The sequence below is a fragment of the Phenylobacterium sp. genome, from assembly GCF_041913825.1.
GTDB lineage: Bacteria > Pseudomonadota > Alphaproteobacteria > Caulobacterales > Caulobacteraceae > Phenylobacterium.
In genome coordinates this window covers 1-16296 of the sequence record NZ_JAYSEO010000045.1, presented here as the reverse complement: position 1 = coordinate 16296, position 16296 = coordinate 1, and the positions used below count along the sequence as shown (strand labels likewise).

The following is a 16296-nucleotide window of genomic DNA, read 5'->3' as shown; positions in this document are numbered from 1 at the left end:
GAGGATCCGGCTGTGGCGGTCGTCGGCGCTGGCGGCTGCGTCGCTCATGAGAACAGAACGAGAACACGAGCGGAGCCGAAAGTCAAGGAATTGGCGCCACGACCACACGGGCCCGGGACAGGCCCGGTCATCGCCGCGAGTGGGGCGGGCGGAAGAAGCGCGGGCGCGGGTCAGCCGCCGCGGGCGGTGCGTTCGACCACGTCGGCGAGACGTTCGGCGGCGTCGGGGATGGCGACCGAGCGGGCGGCGGCGGCCATGCGGGCCAGGCGCGCGGGGTTGTTGAGCAGCTTCTCCAGCGCGCTCGCGAGGCTGTCGACGGTGAGCTGGTGCTCACGGGCGACCTCGGCGCCGCCGGCGTCGGCCAGCAGGCGGGCGTTCTGGCCCTGGTCGTCGTCGAGCGCGATGGCCAGCGGCACGAGGATGGCGGGCTTCCCGGCCACAGCGAGCTCGCAGACGGTGCCCGCCCCGGCCCGGCCGATCACCAGGTGCGCGTCGGCAAGCCGGCCGGCGAGATCGCGGAAGAAGGGCGCGATCTCAGCCTCGACCATCGCGTCACGGTAGGCGCGCCGGGCGACGTTCATGGACTCTGCGCGGGTCTGCTGCTGGACCACCAGCCGCTGGCGCAGGTCCTCGGGCAGGATCTTGATGGCCTCGGGCACGAGCTCGGACAGCAGGCGCGCGCCCTGGCTGCCGCCGGTCACGAGCAGGCGGACGCGGCCGCCCGGCTCGGGCGGGGTGTAGGGCAGCTCGGCCAGCGCGCGGATCGGCGGGCGCACCGGGTTGCCCACCACGACCGCGCGGCCGGCGACCTTCGGCGGCGCCTTCTGGAGCGTCGGGAAGGCGCAGGCGACGGTGCTGACGTGGCTGGCCAGCATCCGGTTGGTCCGGCCCATGACCGCATTCTGTTCGTGGATCACCGTCGGCCGGCGGTCGAGCAGCGCAGCCACGAGGGCCGGCGCCGAGGGATAGCCGCCGAAGCCCACCACCACGTTGGGGCCGATCTCGCGGAACTCACGGCGGGCCTTCATGGCGCCGGCCATGACGGCGAGGCCGGCGCGGGCCATGCCGACGGGATCGCCGGGCTTGTAGGTGGCGGCCGACAGACCGATGCGCCGCTCGGCCGGGAAGTCCTGGGCCAGGCCCGCCACCCGCTCGTCGGAGGCGAGCACGATCCGCCAGCCACGGGCGATCAGGGCTTCGGCCAGGGCCTGGGCCGGAAAGAGGTGACCGCCGGTGCCCCCGGCGGCGACGACCGCTGTCTTGTTCATGATAGCAAGCGCACTAGGCGAACGCGCCGGCCTTGGCGAGCCCTTCCGTGGCCAGGTAGGCGCCCGGACGGCGGCGGGTGAGCGCCAGAGCCAGCCCCAAGGTGAGGCCCATGGCGATCATGGACGATCCGCCATAGCTGATGAACGGCAGGGTCATGCCCTTGGTCGGGATCAGGTTGAGGTTCACGGCGACGTTGATGAAGGCCTGTTGGCCCACCAGGACGAAGAGTCCGGCGGCGGCCACCTGCTCGAAGGGATCGGACAGCTTCATGGCGCGGTAGAGGCCGCGGATGACGATGAAGCCGAACAGCGAGATGAGCAGCAGCGAGAAGACCAGGCCGTACTCCTCGGCGCCGACGGAATAGATGAAGTCGGTGTGCAGGTCGGGCACATGGCGCTTCATGACGCCCTCCCCCGGCCCGCGGCCGAAGAAGCCGCCGGCGGCGATGGCCTCGGCCGCCCGGTCCACCTGGTGGGTGTCGGCCTTGTCGGGGGACAGGAAGCGGTCCACGCGGCTGGCCACGTGCGGGAACAGGAAATAGGTCGACGACAGGCCGGCCACGGCCATGGCGCCCAGCAGCATCACCCACGAGAGCGGCACGCCCGCCATCCAGAAGGCCGCGCCGAAGGCGACGGTGATCAGCACCGTCTGGCCCACGTCCGGCTGGATCAGCAGCAGGGCGACCGAGACGAAGTAGAGGGCGAAGGCGATCGAGACGCCGGGCACCCCCTGCCCCTTCTGGCCCTCGGCGAACATCCAGGCGACCAGGATGATCAGCGCCGGCTTCATGTATTCCGACGGCTGGAAGGTGAAGCCGCCGAACTCCAGCCAGCGGGTGGCGCCCTTGGCGTTGTGGCCGATGAACGGCAGGGCGATCATCACCGCGATGGCCGCCACCCAGATGAAGAAGGCGGCCCGGCGCACGCCCTTCACGTCCAGCATCGAGATGCTGATCAGGACGAAGGCGGAGACACTGGCGAAGACGCACTGGCGGACCGCGAAGTGGAACGGGTCGCCGAGGTTCATGCGCGCCGCCGCCGCGGGGCTGGCGGCGAAGGACATCAGCACGCCGATGAAGATCAGCAGGCCGACGACGCCGAGCATCCAGCGGTCGACGGTCCACCACCAGACGCCGATGGGCGAGCGGTCGGACCGGGCGAAGGCGTGGGCCTGGGAGGGCGTCATGCGGCGCCCTTGCTGGCCGAGGCCGGCGCAGCCAGGCGGCCCACCGCCGAGCGGAAGGCCTCGCCGCGCTCCTCGAAGTCCTTGAACTGGTCGAAGGAGGCGGCGGCGGGGGACAGCAGCACGATGGCGTCCTGGCCGGAGGCCGCGGCGTCGGCGTAGGCGGCCTGTACCGCGGCCGACATGGTCCCGCACTCCTGGACCTGGGCCTTGCCGGCCAGGGTCTGGGCGAACATCGGGGCGCCCTCGCCGATCAGGTAGGCCTTCTCGATGCGCGGGAAGAGGTCGACCAGGGCCTCGATGCCGCCGATCTTCGGCTGGCCGCCGGCGATCCAGTAGAACTTCGGATAGCTCGACATGGCCTGGCGGGCGGCGTCGGTGTTGGTGGCCTTGCTGTCGTTGACGAAGCGGACCTTGCCGATGGTCCCGACCGTCTCCATCCGGTGCGCCAGGCCCGGGAAGGTCATCAGGTGCTCGGCGGCCTCCTCGGCGGCGATGCCCAGGCCCTTGGCCGCGGCGTAGGCGGCCGCGGCGTTCTGCCAGTTGTGGCGGCCGGGCAGCGAGCGGGCGCGGGTGAGGTCGGCGACCTCCACGGCCCTCTCCCCCGTCGCGTCGTAGAGCATGCCCTGCAGGGCGTAGATGCCGCGGCCCATGGCCTTGGACGCCGAGACCGGCACGATGGTGCGGCGGTTGGCGGCGGTGATCTCGGTGCAGATCCGCGCGCCCCAGGGATCGTCCACGCCGATCACCGCGGTGTCGCCCTTGCCCTGGTTCAGCAGGATGCGCCGCTTGGCGGCGACGTAGCCCTCCATCCCGCCATGGCGGTCGAGGTGGTCGGGCGAGATGTTGAGGATGATCGAGACGTCCGGGTGCAGGCTGGACGTCAGGTCGAGCTGGTAGGAGCTGAGCTCGAGCACGTAGACCGCGCCGCCGTGCATGTCCTCCAGGCCCAGCACGCCGTAGCCGATGTTGCCGCCCATGCGCACGTCGCGGCCGGCCTGGGCGCAGATGTGGGCGATGAGGGCGGTGGTCGTCGACTTGCCGTTGGTGCCGGTGATGGCGACGATCTTCGGCCGCTTGTGCTCGGGGGCGGCGTTCACCGTGCGGGCGAAGAGCTCGATGTCGCCCAGGATCTCGACGCCGGCCTCGCGGGCGCGCTCCACCGTCCAGTGCGGGGCCGGATGGGTCAGCGGCACGCCCGGCGACAGCATCAGGGCGGCGAAGCCGCTCCAGTCGGCGGTGGTCAGGTCGGTGAGCGTGAAGCCCTCGGCCTGCGCCGCGGCCCGCGTGGCGGGCTTGTCGTCCCACAGCGCGACCTGCGCGCCGCCGGCCATGAGGGCGCGCGCGGCCGCCAGGCCGGTGCGGGCGAGGCCGAACACCGCCACCGTCTTCCCTTCGAAGCCGCGGACCGGGATCATGGCTGGCGCTGACCCTCCCTACCGCAGCTTGAGCGTGGCCAGGCCGATGACGGCCAGGACGACGGCGACGATCCAGAAGCGGATCACGACAGTGGACTCGGACCAGCCGAGCTTCTCGAAATGGTGGTGCACCGGGGCCATGCGGAACACGCGCTTGCCGGTCAGCTTGAACGAGGCCACCTGGATCATCACCGACAGCGTCTCGGCCACGAAGAGCCCGCCGATCACCGCCAGGATGATCTCGTGCCGGGTGGCCACTGCGATGGTGCCCACCGCGCCGCCCAGGGCCAGGGAGCCCGTGTCGCCCATGAAGATCTTGGCCGGCGGCGCGTTGTACCAGAGGAAGCCCAGCCCCGCGCCGATCAGCGCCCCGCAGAAGACCGAGATCTCGCCCACGCCCGGCACGAAGTGGAGCTGCAGGTAGTTCGAGAAGACGAAGTTGCCGACGATGTAGGCGATCAGGCCGTAGGCGGCGGCGGCGATCATCACCGGCACGGTGGCCAGGCCGTCGAGTCCGTCGGTGAAGTTCACCGCATTGGCCGCGCCGACGATGATGAAGGCGCCGAAGATCAGGTAGAACCAGCCGAGGTCGATGTAGGCCTGCTTGAACACCGGGAAGGTCACGGTGGTCAGGAGCTGCGGCATCTGCGGCGGACGCGCGGCGAAGAGGATGATCACGGCGACCGCCGCCATGGCGATCAGCGCCTCGAGCAGCAGGCGCACGCGGCCGGAGACGCCCTCGGTGCTCTGCTTCGTCACCTTGGCGTAGTCGTCGAGGAAGCCCAGGGCGCCGTAGCCGGTGGTGACGATGATCACCGCCCAGATGTACGGGTTCGACAGGTCGCCCCAGAGCAGGGTGCCGCCCAGCAGGCCGGCCAGGATCATCACCCCGCCCATGGTGGGGGTGCCGGCCTTCTCGACGATGTGGCGTTCGATGCCTTCCTTGCGGATCGGCTGGCCCTTGCCCTGCTTGGCCTGCATCCAGCGGATGAACCGCGAGCCCATCAGGACCACGATGATCATGGCCGTGAAGATCGCCAGGCCGGTGCGGGTGGTCTGGTACTTGAGGACGTTCAGGCCGGGGATGTAGCCGCCGGCGGCCAGCAGCTCGTAAAGCCAGTAGATCATCGGCCGCCCTCCCCACCTTCGGAGTCGAGCGCCATCAGCGCCTGCGCGACCGCGCCGGCCTTGGACCCATTCGACCCCTTCACCATCACCAGATCGCCGGGCTCTACGGCCTGGACGACCTGCGGCGCGAGTTCCGCCGCGCTTTCGGCGTACGCGCCCCGGCGAGTCGGAGGAAGGGCGTCCCAGAGGCTTTTCATCAGTGGACCAGCGCAGAACACCTGGTCGATGCGGGCCCGCTCCAGGGGCTCCGCGAGGGCGGCGTGGAAGCCCCGGGCGTCCTCGCCGAGCTCCAGCATGTCGGTGAGCGCGACGATGCGCCGCCCCTCCGCCGCGCGGGCGCCGAGCGTGGCGATCGCCGAGGCCATGGAGATCGGGTTGGCGTTGTAGCTCTCGTCGATCAGGGTGACCGTCCCGCCCTTCACGCGGAGGCGCTTCTCGGCGCCGCGGCCGGCCAGCGGCTCGAACGAGCCCAGCGCCGCCAGGCCGTCGTTCAGGTCGACATCCAGGGCCTCCAGCATCAGCAGGACGGCCATGCTGTTCAGCCCCCAGTGGAGGCCGGTCTGCAGGATCGGGAAGTCCAGCGCCTTGCCGTGCAGCCGGGCCTGGACGACGGCGTGGCCGCCGGGAACCTGGAAGTCGATCAGGCGGGCGTCGCAGGCCTCGCCGGTCCCGAAGGTGCGCACGACGGCGCCAACCTTCTCGGCCTCGGCCTTGAGGAGGTCGAACCAGCGGTTGTCGGCGTTCAGCACCGCCACGCCGCCAGGCTCCAGTCCCTCGAAGATCTCGGCCTTCGCCCGGGCGACGCCCGCCTCGCCGTCGGGGAAGTTCTCCACGTGGACCGGTCCGACGGTGGTCACCACGGCGGCGTGCGGGCGCACGAAGCGGGCCAGAGGGCGGATTTCGTCGGCGTGGTTCATGCCGATCTCGAACACCGCGCGCTCGGCGTCGCGCGGCATGCGGGCGAGCGTCAGCGGCACGCCGATGTGGTTGTTGTAGGACTTCACCGACGAGTGCGCCCGGCCGGCCAGCGTCAGGCCGGCCATGATCGCCTGGGTGACGCTCGTCTTGCCCACCGAGCCGGTGACCGCGCCGCGGCGGACCCCGGGCGCGCGCTCGCGGGCGGCGACGCCCAGCTTCTCCAGCGCCTGGAAGGTGTCGTCGACGATCACCGCCGCGCCGTCCACGGGCCGCGACGCCAGCACGCCGGCCGCGCCGGCGGCGAGCGCCTGGGCGACGAACTCGTGGCCGTCGCGCACGCCGGCCAGGGCCACGAACAGGTCGCCCGGCTCGATCGTGCGGGTGTCGATGGAGACGCCGCCGGCCGTGAAGCCGCCCGCGACCTTGCCGCCGGTGGCGGCGGCGATCTCGTCGGCGGTCCAGAGGGGCTCAGCCATGGGCCTGCTCCAGCGCCGCGCGGGTCTCGGTGACGTCGTCGAACGGGTGGGTGACGCCGGCGATGGTCTGGCCCTGCTCGTGGCCCTTGCCGGCCACCACCAGGATGTCGCCGTCGCCCAGCAGGGCCGCGCCGGCCCGGATCGCCTCGCGCCGGTCGCCGATGTCCTGCGCGCCGGCCGCCCCGGCCAGCACCTCGGCGCGGATCGCGGCCGGGTCCTCGGAGCGCGGGTTGTCGTCGGTGACGATGGCCACGTCGGCCAGCTCGGCGGCGATGCGGCCCATGATCGGGCGCTTGCCGCGGTCCCGGTCGCCGCCGGCCCCGAACACCACGATGAGCTTGCCGGTGACGTGCGGGCGCAGCGCCCTCAGCACGGTCTCCAGCCCGTCGGGGGTGTGGGCGTAGTCCACATAGGCCTCGCCGCCTCGCGGGCCCTGCCCCACGCGCTGCAGCCGCCCGGGCGCGCCCTCCAGCCCCTCGAGCCCGGCGAACACCTCGTCCAGCGTCAGGCCGGCGGCGAGGCACAGGCCCGCGGCCACCAGCGCGTTCGACGCCTGGAAGCCGCCGGCCAGCGGCAGGCGCACGTCCCAGGTCCGCCCCTGGGCGAGGATCTCCAGCCGCTGGCCCTCGGGCAGCAGGCTGCGCGACGCGAGCTTCAGGCCCTGCCCGTCCTCGCCGACGCTGAACACCGTCTGCCCCGCGCAGGCGGCGGCCGCGGCGAAGGCCGGGAAATCGTCGCTGTCGGCGTTCAGCACCGCCGTGCCGCCGCGCGGCAGCAGGGTCTCGAACAGGCGCAGCTTGGCGGCCCGGTAGGCCTCCATGGTGCCGTGGTAGTCCAGGTGATCCTGGGTGAGGTTGAGGTAGCCGGCGGCGGTCAGCTTGACCCCGTCCAGGCGCCGCTGGTCGACGCCGTGCGACGACGCCTCCATGGCGAAGTGGGTGACGCCCATGCCGGCGATCCTGGCCAGCAGCTCGGCCACGTCGGCGGCGTCGGGGGTGGTCAGGCCGGGCGGGGTGAGCTGGTCGTGCCGGCCGTCCGGATGGCTGACGGTGACGCCCAGGGTGCCCATGCTGGCCGAGGTGCGGCCGGCGCGGGCGAACATCTGGCGGCAGAAGTTCGCCACCGAGGTCTTGCCGTTGGTCCCGGTCACCGCGACGCAGGTGGCCGGCTGGCGGCCCCAGAAGTTGGCGGCGGCCAGGGCGTAGGCGCGGCGCGGGTCGGGGGTGGCGACGGTCGGCGCGGAGAGGCCGAGGTCGCGCTCGGCGATCACCGCGGCGGCGCCGGCGGCCACGGCCTTGGCGGCGAACTCGGCGCCGTCGACCTTGGTCCCCGGCAGGGCGGCGAACAGGAAGCCCGGCTGGACCTTGCGGCTGTCGGCGGTGACGCCGGCGATCTCCGGATCGACCGGCAGGTCGCGCTTCACGAGGGCGGAGAGGCGCGCCATCACTGCACTCCCGGGGGCGGGGCGGCCTGGCCCTCGGCCAGGGTGAGGATGTCGGTCTTGCGCTTCACGCCGAGGAACGGGGCGATGCGCTCGATCACGCGGCCGGCGGCCGGCGCCGCCACCCACCCGCCGGTGGAGAAGCCGTAGGTGCGGGCGCTGGGATGCGGCTCGTCCATGAGGATCAGAACGAAATAGCGGTCGTCCTCGATCGCCCCGTCGGTCGGGAAGGCGGCGGCGAAGGACGAAACCTGGCGCTGCCGGCTGTAGCCGCGGATGGCCGGGTCGTACTTCTCGCCGGTGCCGGTCTTGCCGCCCACGGACAGGCCCGGGACGTTGGCCGACTTGCCCGAGCCGCCGGTGACGTTGGCGCGCATGATCTGCAGCATCTGCGCCGAGGTGCGCTCGCTCATCACCCGGCGGCCTTCGGTCGCCTGGCCAGGCTCCACCTTGCGGATCGTCAGCGGGCGCAGGACGCCGCCGTTCATGATGGTGTTGTAGGCGATCACCAGCGACAGCGGCGACACGTTCATGCCGTGGCCGAAGGAAGTGGAGGCCACCGCGTCCTCGTCCCACTTCTTCGGCGTCAGCGGCCGCGCGCTCTCGATCAGCTCCACCTTGGCCGGGCTCGTGAGGCCGAGGTTGGTGAAGTACTGCTGCAGGCGCTGCGGGCCCACCGCCACGGCGAGCTTGGCCGTGCCGATGTTGGACGAGTGCTGGAAGACCTCCACCAGGGTCAGGATTTTCCGGGCGGCGTGGTAGTCGTGGATCGTCCGGTAGCCGAGCTTGTACGGCTCGCGGGCGTCGAAGGTGGAGGTCGGGCTGGCCACGCCGGTGTCGAGGCCGATGGCCACGGTGAAGGCCTTGAAGGTCGAGCCCATCTCGAACACCGAGGCCGCCGCGCGGTTCAGCTTGGCGTCGTCCGTCGCCGCGCCGGGTTTGTTCGGGTCGAAGGTGGGATAGTTGGCCATCCCCAGGATCTCGCCCGTGTGGACGTTGGTGACGATGCCCACCGCGCCCTTGGGCCGGAACTCGGCGGCAGCCTTGTAGAGCTCATCCTCCAGCGCCGCCTGGACGCGCAGGTCGATGGAGAGTGGCACGACCGCCTTGCCGGCGGCGGCCTTGCGGATGTCCTCGTTCAGCGCAGCTTCGGCGCCGGTCAGGCCTTCGCCGCCGGTGTCGGCGAAGCCGATCACGTGAGCGGCCGTGGAGCCGAGCGGATAGACCCGCCGCTCCTCCGGCTCGAAGGAGATGCCCGGCAGCCCCAGGCTGTGGACGCGGGCGCGGGCCTCCGGCGTGAGGCCGCCCAGCACGAAGACCCGGCGTTCGCCGCGAAGCGCGCGCTCCAGGCGTCGGCGGTCGAGCTCCGGCAGGGTGCGGCTGAGCGCCGAGCGGGTCTCGGCGGTGTCCCAGATCTCGCGCGGGTCGATGTAGAGGCCGTAGTGCAGCAGGTCGGCCGCCAGCATCTGGCCGTTGCGGTCCACGAGGTCGGCGCGCGCGGCGCCCGCCAGGGGCGCCAGCCCCTCCCCGTGCCGCAGGCCCGAGAACAGGGCCGCGCGCGTGGCGCCGATGGCCAGGGTGAGGAACGCGAAGCCGAAGATCGCCAGGACGAAGAAGATCCGGATGCGGGTGTCGTCCTCGGCCTTGCCCGAGGCGCGGGCCCGCTCGAAGGCGTGCTCCAGCCCCCACATCCAGCGGGTCAGCCACTGCGACAGCGGCGGCGGGTTCAGGCCATGCTGGGCGAGGCTCATTGGCCCTCCTCCCCGCCGGCCTCGATCTCGGCGCCGGTCTCCTCGGCGACGGCGGGCGCGACTTCGGCCGGCGGCGGAACCACCACCACCGGCGGGGCCGGATTGCGGGCGACGTCGAGCAGGGTGTCCGTGGAGGCTTCCCGCTTCACCGACACCGGCACCAGGCCCAGGTAGGCGGTGGACAGGCGTTCGATGCGCGAGGGCTGCTCGAGGTGGCTGACCTCGGCCTGCAGCAGGCGGATCCGCGCCTTCTCGGCGGCGATCTGGCGCTCGATGCGGGCGATCTCGGCGCGCTCGCGCCCGGCGATGGTCTTGGCGAGGTAGACGCCCAGGATCAGCACCACCAGCAGCCCCAGGGCCACCAGGTCGACGAGGCGGAAACCGCGCACCCTCCGATCGAGCAGGCTCATGCCGCATCACTCCAGACCGGCGCATCGGTGCGCACGGCCGCTCTCAACTTCGCCGAACGGGCTCTGGGATTGGCCGCCGTCTCCGCGTCGCCGGGCCCCTTCGCGCCGTTGAACAGGAGCCGGAAGCTGGGCGCGGCGCCGGCTTCCACCGGCGGCGCGTGGCGCGATCCCGACGGCGTTCTACCCGCTCGCACCTGCAGGAAACTTTTGACGATTCTGTCTTCCAGCGAATGGAACGTGACGACGCAGAGGCGACCGCCGGATTTGAGCGTCCGTTCGGCCGCAACCAGGCCCGCCTCGAGCTCCGACAGCTCCTCGTTCACGGCGATGCGGAGGGCCTGGAACGAGCGGGTCGCGGGGTGGACCTTGGCGCCGCGGCGGCCGCCCAGCGCCTTCTCGATGAATTCGGCGAGCTCGAGCGTCCGCGCGAACGGCTGCTCGGCGCGGCGGCGGGCGATGGCCGAGGCGATCCGGCGGCTCTGCCGCTCCTCGCCGTAGACCCACAGGACGCGGGCGAGCTCGGCCGGCTCGGCCGTGTTCACGAGGTCGGCGGCGGTCTGGCCGTCAGCGCCCATGCGCATGTCGAGCGGTCCGTCACGCATGAAGGAGAAGCCGCGTTCGGCCTCATCGAGCTGCATGGACGAGACGCCGAGGTCGAGCGCCACGCCGTCGGCCGCGCCCTCGCCCAGCACCTCGGCCATCTCGGAGAACCGGGCCTCCACCAGGCGGAAGCGGTCGGCCGGCAGGCCCTCGGCGAAGCGGCGGGCGGTGGGGTCGCGGTCGAAGGCGACGACGCTTGCGCCGGTGGCCAGGATCGCACGGGTGTAGCCGCCGGCCCCGAAGGTGCCGTCGACGTGGGTCTCGCCCGCCTGGGGCGCGAGGCCCTCGATCACCTCGTCGAGGAGGACAGAGACGTGCGGGGCGCCGCTCATTGCGCGGCTCCGAGCCTGGCGGCGCGCTGCTGGGCGCGCAGTTGCGCGAGGCCTTCGCGGGCGGCGTCGCGCTGGGCGGCGCGGTGGGCCTGGAAGGCCTCGCGCTGCCAGATCTGGAAGCGGTCGCCGAGGCCGACCAGCACCACCCAGTCGGTGAGGCCGAACATCTCGCAGAGGCTTTCCGGCAGGGTGATGCGGCCGGCGGTGTCGAAGGACAGGCGGGCCATGCCGCCGAGGATCGAGGTCTCCAGCGCCGAGCGCAGCGGATCGCCGAACGGCAGCTCTTCGATCACCCCGTTGTAGCGGTCGAACAGCGCCTTGCCGCCGCCTTCGATGCAGTCGGCCTCGATGGAGGGGAAGCAGAACACGCCGTCGAACGGGCCAGCCGCCAGGGCGCGGAATTCCTGCGGCACGACGATGCGCCGCTTGGCGTCGAGCTGTTTCTCGAAGGTCGAGAGAAACACCGCCGTTCAACCCCTGCCCGCGACCGCACCCCCGGCCGCCCCGCCGTCACTCCCCGGATGCCGCCCTGAGCGCCTTCTGGCGAAGCGGGGCCGCGTGGTTAGCGAATGGTGATTGGGTTAACATGGGACGAATTGGGATACAATGACTCCAGACGACTCAATTGCGTGGAATCAACGATGTCGCAGGCCCTGTTTGCGGGCCGCCGTTACTTATCCACAGAACGTACAGAGAACCCGTTAAGCTTGGGGCGTCTCGCGCGTTTCGCGGTGTGGGCGTGGGGATGGTGGGGACCAGACGGCCTGTAAGCCGGGTTCTGTGCCGCCCCCGAAGGGACGCGGCGGCCATTCCTCTGGACCGACCCTCGCGGGCCGGTTCTCGCGACCTACCCGGACCTGCTCGGGCCAACGACGGCCCTGCCGCGATTGCTCGCGGCGCGCGGTCCCTATTCGGTCTTGCTCCTGGCGGGGCTTGCCATGCGACGCCTGTTACCAGCCGCCCGGTGGGCTCTTACCCCACCCTTTCACCCTTCCCGCCCCGGAGGGCGGAGGTTTGCTTTCTGTGGCGCTATCCCTGGGGTCGCCCCCGGCGGGCGTTACCCGCCGCCATGTCGTCGTGGAGCCCGGACTTTCCTCGAGCTTGCGCCCGCGACCGCCCGGCCGTCTGGTCCGCGCGATAGATGGCCCGCGGGTCAGCCGGGGTCAATCCGTCCCATCGGGACGGGCCATCAGCCGGCCGACCGGATGATCGCCGAGCGCGGCCACCACGCCCGCCCGGTCGGCGGCCGGCTTGTTCTGCCCGAGCTTCCAGGTCCCTTCGAGCCGCTCGACGGACAGGCGGGCGCCGACGATGCCGCGCAGCATCTTCTCGAACACGCCGGGCGTCATCTTGGCCCGGGTCCACGGGCGCTTGGGCAGGAGCCTCGCTTCCTCCTGGGCGGAGAGCGCGTCGAGCTGGTCGACCAGCCCCGCCTCGTCCAGCAGGACGCACGGCCCCTCGGCCTCCACCGAGACGTAGTTCCAGGTGGGCACCTGGTCGGCGCTCTCGTACCAGTCCGGGCTGATGTAGGCCTCCGGGCCGAGGCTCACGAGGGTCGCCCGGAAGCCCTGCGCCAGGAAGTGGGCCAGGCCGTTGTTGCGCGACAGGTGGAAGTCGACGGCGAGCCCGCCGGCCAGCCGGCGCACCACCGCCGGGGCGTGCGCCACGCGGGGCCGCCCGTCAGGCGCCGCGGCCACGGTGACGAACGGCTGCGCCGCGAGCTGCGCCACCAGCCGCTCGGCGTCGTCCACGTGGAACAGCCGGGCCGGATGCATCAGCCGCCAAGCCGCAGCAGGGCGATCAGCCGCGCCCGGGTCTCGCCGTCGGCGATCCCGTCCACCTTCTCCGGCCGCCAGTGGCGCTGGAAGGCGCGGACGATGGTGGCGGTGTGGGCGTCGTACCTGCCGGTCGGCGCGCAGTCGTAGCCCAGGCGGGTGAGCCCGGCCTGAAATGCGAAGACGCCGGCGCCCTCCTCCCCCTCCCCCAGCGGCGCGCCAGGGGCGGCCGGGACCTCGGCCCACAGGCCGTGGCCGGCCTCTGCCAGCCGCTTCCAGGGGAACAGCTCGCCGGGATCGTCCTTGCGGTCGGGGGCGATGTCGGAGTGGCCGACGATCCGCCCGTCCTCAATGTCCCAGCGGGTGCGGATGTCGGCCACGAGATCGATCACCGCGGCGACCTGCGCCTCCGGGAATGGGCGGTAGCCCCACTCGTGGCCGGGATTGACGATCTCGATGCCGATGGATGTCCCGTTCAGGCCGCGCTGGCCCTTCCAGAACGACACGCCGGCGTGCCAGGCGCGCCGCTCCTCCGGCACCAGGCGGAAGATGCGCCCGTCCTCCTCCACCACATAGTGCGACGAGACCTTGGACTCCGGCGTGCGCAGCCAGTCGATCGCCTCCTGGCCGGTCTTCATGCCGGTGTAGTGCAGGACGAGCACGTCGGGCGGGGCGGTCCGGTGGTCCCAGTTGGGCGACGGGGCTTCGATGACGTTCATTGGGCGCGGTTCCGTAGGGCGAGCAGCAACGGCCAGACCTGGTTGCCGCGGAGCGCGATGATCAGGACGCCCGCCAGCGCCACCGCGCTGCCGACCGCCATGCGCAGGCCGAACGGGTCCTTCATGACCGCCACCCCGAGCGCGATGGTGGCGAGCGGGGTCATCAGCGTCAACGCCGAGATCAGGTTGGCCTCGTAGCGCTGCACGAGGACGTAGAAGAGGGAGTGGGCGAGCAGCGAGACGACCAGGGCCGAGAACAGCACCGCGGCGACGAACGGCCACCCGGCGGCCAGCGCGCTGCCGGCCGCGTGCGGCTCCAGCAGGGCCGAGAGCGCGGCCAGCGGGGCCAGCGAGCTGAAGCCGACCCACGCCTGGTACTGCAGCGGCTTCACGCCCTCGAGCTGCTTCATCAGCACCGAGCCGAGCGAGCCCGCGAAGGCGGCGGCGGCCACGAACAGCAGACCGGCGGAGATCGCCACGCCGTGCGGGTCCCACATGACGGTCATGGCGCCGGTGAAGGTGAGCGCGATGCCGATCCCGCGCCGCCAGCGGATCCGCTCGCCCAGCAGGAGCATGGAGAGCAGGATGCTCATCGGAATGCCGAGCTGCAGCACCACGGCGGCCGACGACGGCGTGGCCATGGTCAGGCCGACGAACAGCAGGGCGAAGTTCACCGCCCCCATCAGCAGCGCCACCACCACGAGCCGCCAGAGCGGCCGGGGCGCCGGGAACAGCCAGGGGAAGACGCAGGCAAGGACGATGGCGAAGCGCAGGGCCGCATAGAACAGCGGCGGCACGTGCATGACGCTGACCACGTACTTCGACAGCACGTTGTTGGCGGCCCAGATCAGGCACACCATCAGGAGAAGGCCGAAGTCACGGAGCGACATCGCGCCCGGGTTAGGGTGCTGCGCCCGCGCGGGCAACCTCAGCCGCCGAGGAAGGACTCCAGGTCGCGGTTGACGCGGTCCATGTGGGTGAGGAAGAGCCCGTGCGGCGCGCCCTCGTAGACCTCCAGCCGCGCGCCGCGGACGCCCGCCGCCACGCGCCGGCCGGTGATCTCCAGCGGCGCCGAGGCGTCGCGGTCCCCGTGCAGGATCAGGGTGGGCCGGGCGATGCGGCCGAGATCGGGCCGAAGGTCCTTGCCGATCAGGGCGCGGAAGGTGGCCACGGCGACCGCCGGGTCGGTGGCCACCAGTTGCTCGAGCAGCCAGTCCATCAGGGCCGGCGAGGTCCCGGGCGTGAAGAACGGCCCCTTGTTGGCCTCTGCCCAGGCGGGGAAGTCCTTCACCCACTGGGCCATGGTCGCCTCGTGGGCGGCCATGGGCGCGCCGTAGGCGTTGTCCGGAGTCTGCACGATGTAGGGCGCGACCGGCGCCACCAGCGCGACCCTGCGGACGCGGGCCTGGCCGTGGCGGGCCAGGTAGCGGATCACCTCCGCGCCGCCCATGGAGTGGCCGACCAGGCCGACGTCCGCGAGGTCGAGCTGCTCGATCACCGCGCCGAGGTCATCGGCGAGGGTGTCCATGTCGTAGCCGCCGCCTGGAACGTCGGAACGGCCGTGGCCGCGCCGGTCGAAGGCGATGCAGCGGAAGCCGCGCTCGGCCAGATGCGCGACCTGGTAGGCCCACATCTCCGAGGACAGCCCCCAACTGGCGGCGAACACCACCGGCCGCCCATCCCCCCAGTCCCGGTGGAACAGCCGCGTCCCGTCCCGCGCGCGGATCTGAGCGCGGCGGCGCGGGGCGGCCGTGGCGCGTCCCGCGGCGGCGCCCAGCATGGGGGCGGCGAAGGCGGCGGTGAGGATCTGGCGGCGAAGCATGGCGGCGTCTCCCGTGACGCCCGGAGCAAACCGCACACGCCGCGGCCGGTCGATTACGCGGCAGGTAAGGCTATGGCTGACGCCGCACGAACCGCAGCGCGGTGTGCGTCTCCGAGAAGCCGACCACCTTGGTGTCCGCCAGGCCGCACGCCCTGGCGGCGGCCATGACCTCGACGTCCCTCACCGTGGCCGCCCGACCCTTGCGCGAGACGATCCAGAGCGCGCCCCTCTCGGCAAGCGCCGGGACGAGGCGGTCGATCCGGGCGAGGGTCTCGGCGTCGTCGGCGGCGTAGAAGATCAGGTCGAGGCCGGCAGGCTCGTCCGTGACCACGGCGCCGGCGGCCGCGAGCTCGGCGCCCAGGGTGGCGTCCTCCACCTCCAGGACCCGCGCCCGGAGGCCGGGCTTCACGCCGAGCTTCTCGGCGCGGGTCTTCGGATTGAGGATCGCCTGGGCCCAGGCCGCGGCGGCCCTGTCGCCGAGACTGAACCGGGCGCCGTCCGCCAGCACCAGGTCCGGGCCCTCGGCGCGGACGCCGGCCAGGGCCTCGGCCTCGAAGACGCGCCGCGCGGCGCCCCTGAAAACGAGACGGGGCGGCTCCCACAGGAGCCGCCCCTCATCCGCGCCGTCGGCGAAGGTCGCCTTGACCCGCGCCTCCTTGCCCATGGCTCAGGCCGCCTGGCCCAGGCTCAGGAACTCGTAGCGGGCCAGGTGGTGATCGGTGTTGCCGAAGGCGCTCTCGATCAGGGTGGCGCGCTTGAAGTAGTGGCCGATGGCCATCTCGTCGGTCATGCCCATGCCGCCGTGGAGCTGGATGGCGTTCTGGCCGACGAACTTGCAGGCCTTGCCGAGCTGGACCTTGGCGGCGGAGACCGCCTTGGAGCGCTCGGCGTCGTCGGCGAGCTTGATGGTCGCCATGTAGGTCATGGAGATCGTCTGCTCGACGTTGATGAACATGTCGACCATGCGGTGCTGCAGCACCTGGAAGGCGGAGATCGGCTGGCCGAACTGCTTGCGCTGCTTGGTGTATTCCAGGGTGCCCTCGTGCAGCTTGCGC

The 16296-nt window shown here is 72.0% G+C and carries 16 protein-coding genes and 1 other RNA gene; all 17 read right to left on the bottom strand.

Annotated features, from left to right (window positions below; all coding sequences use genetic code 11):
• Nucleotides 1–170: 170 nt before the first annotated feature.
• Complete coding sequence (gene murG / locus ACE3Q8_RS22765) at nucleotides 171–1268, bottom strand: undecaprenyldiphospho-muramoylpentapeptide beta-N-acetylglucosaminyltransferase (RefSeq protein WP_374473159.1); 1098 nt, start codon at nucleotides 1266–1268, stop codon at nucleotides 171–173.
• A 13-nt stretch (nucleotides 1269–1281) separates the two neighbouring features.
• Nucleotides 1282–2454 (bottom strand): putative lipid II flippase FtsW, encoded by a 1173-nt coding sequence (ftsW, locus tag ACE3Q8_RS22760; protein WP_374473158.1) that lies wholly within the window; start codon nucleotides 2452–2454, stop codon nucleotides 1282–1284.
• Nucleotides 2451–3869, bottom strand: coding sequence for a UDP-N-acetylmuramoyl-L-alanine--D-glutamate ligase (gene murD, locus ACE3Q8_RS22755; RefSeq protein WP_374473156.1), 1419 nt, complete (start codon nucleotides 3867–3869; stop codon nucleotides 2451–2453). The genes ftsW and murD overlap by 4 nt, the downstream gene beginning before the upstream one ends.
• 18 nt (nucleotides 3870–3887) lie before the next feature.
• Nucleotides 3888–4997, bottom strand: a complete 1110-nt coding sequence (mraY, locus tag ACE3Q8_RS22750; protein WP_374473154.1) for a phospho-N-acetylmuramoyl-pentapeptide-transferase — start codon at nucleotides 4995–4997, stop codon at nucleotides 3888–3890.
• The gene (murF, locus tag ACE3Q8_RS22745) at nucleotides 4994–6391 is read right to left on the bottom strand and encodes a UDP-N-acetylmuramoyl-tripeptide--D-alanyl-D-alanine ligase (protein ID WP_374473152.1); all 1398 of its coding nucleotides are present in this window, start codon (nucleotides 6389–6391) and stop codon (nucleotides 4994–4996) included. The genes mraY and murF overlap by 4 nt, the downstream gene beginning before the upstream one ends.
• Entirely contained in the window at nucleotides 6384–7835 is a 1452-nt protein-coding gene (locus ACE3Q8_RS22740) for a UDP-N-acetylmuramoyl-L-alanyl-D-glutamate--2,6-diaminopimelate ligase (RefSeq protein ID WP_374473151.1), read from the bottom strand. The genes murF and ACE3Q8_RS22740 overlap by 8 nt, the downstream gene beginning before the upstream one ends.
• On the bottom strand, nucleotides 7835–9583 hold the full coding sequence (locus ACE3Q8_RS22735; protein ID WP_374473149.1) for a peptidoglycan D,D-transpeptidase FtsI family protein: 1749 nt from the start codon (nucleotides 9581–9583) through the stop codon (nucleotides 7835–7837). Before ACE3Q8_RS22735 ends, ACE3Q8_RS22740 begins: the two co-directional genes overlap by 1 nt.
• A complete protein-coding gene (locus ACE3Q8_RS22730) occupies nucleotides 9580–9993 on the bottom strand; it encodes a cell division protein (protein ID WP_374473148.1) in 414 nt (137 codons plus the stop codon). The genes ACE3Q8_RS22735 and ACE3Q8_RS22730 overlap by 4 nt, the downstream gene beginning before the upstream one ends.
• Nucleotides 9990–10925, bottom strand: coding sequence for a 16S rRNA (cytosine(1402)-N(4))-methyltransferase RsmH (rsmH, locus tag ACE3Q8_RS22725; protein ID WP_374473147.1), 936 nt, complete (start codon nucleotides 10923–10925; stop codon nucleotides 9990–9992). The genes ACE3Q8_RS22730 and rsmH overlap by 4 nt, the downstream gene beginning before the upstream one ends.
• Nucleotides 10922–11389 carry a division/cell wall cluster transcriptional repressor MraZ gene (locus tag ACE3Q8_RS22720; protein WP_374473146.1) on the bottom strand — a complete coding sequence of 156 codons (468 nt, stop codon included), beginning with the start codon at nucleotides 11387–11389 and terminating at the stop codon, nucleotides 10922–10924. The genes rsmH and ACE3Q8_RS22720 overlap by 4 nt, the downstream gene beginning before the upstream one ends.
• A 287-nt stretch (nucleotides 11390–11676) precedes the next feature.
• Nucleotides 11677–12054, bottom strand: an RNA gene (gene rnpB / locus ACE3Q8_RS22715) — RNase P RNA component class A.
• Between the two features lie 34 nt (nucleotides 12055–12088).
• Nucleotides 12089–12700: an FMN-binding negative transcriptional regulator gene (locus ACE3Q8_RS22710; RefSeq protein WP_374473144.1), complete on the bottom strand. Its 612-nt coding sequence runs from the start codon at nucleotides 12698–12700 to the stop codon at nucleotides 12089–12091.
• The gene (locus ACE3Q8_RS22705; protein ID WP_374473142.1) at nucleotides 12700–13419 is read right to left on the bottom strand and encodes an N-acetylmuramoyl-L-alanine amidase; all 720 of its coding nucleotides are present in this window, start codon (nucleotides 13417–13419) and stop codon (nucleotides 12700–12702) included. Before ACE3Q8_RS22705 ends, ACE3Q8_RS22710 begins: the two co-directional genes overlap by 1 nt.
• Nucleotides 13416–14309 carry a DMT family transporter gene (locus ACE3Q8_RS22700; protein ID WP_374473140.1) on the bottom strand — a complete coding sequence of 298 codons (894 nt, stop codon included), beginning with the start codon at nucleotides 14307–14309 and terminating at the stop codon, nucleotides 13416–13418. Before ACE3Q8_RS22700 ends, ACE3Q8_RS22705 begins: the two co-directional genes overlap by 4 nt.
• Nucleotides 14310–14347: 38 nt before the next feature.
• Complete coding sequence (locus tag ACE3Q8_RS22695; protein WP_374473138.1) at nucleotides 14348–15241, bottom strand: alpha/beta fold hydrolase; 894 nt, start codon at nucleotides 15239–15241, stop codon at nucleotides 14348–14350.
• Between the two features lie 70 nt (nucleotides 15242–15311).
• Entirely contained in the window at nucleotides 15312–15905 is a 594-nt protein-coding gene (locus ACE3Q8_RS22690; RefSeq protein WP_374473136.1) for a DUF3052 family protein, read from the bottom strand.
• A gap of 3 nt (nucleotides 15906–15908) precedes the next feature.
• The coding region (locus ACE3Q8_RS22685; RefSeq protein WP_374473134.1) for an acyl-CoA dehydrogenase family protein at nucleotides 15909–16296 on the bottom strand (388 nt) is incomplete at its 5' end.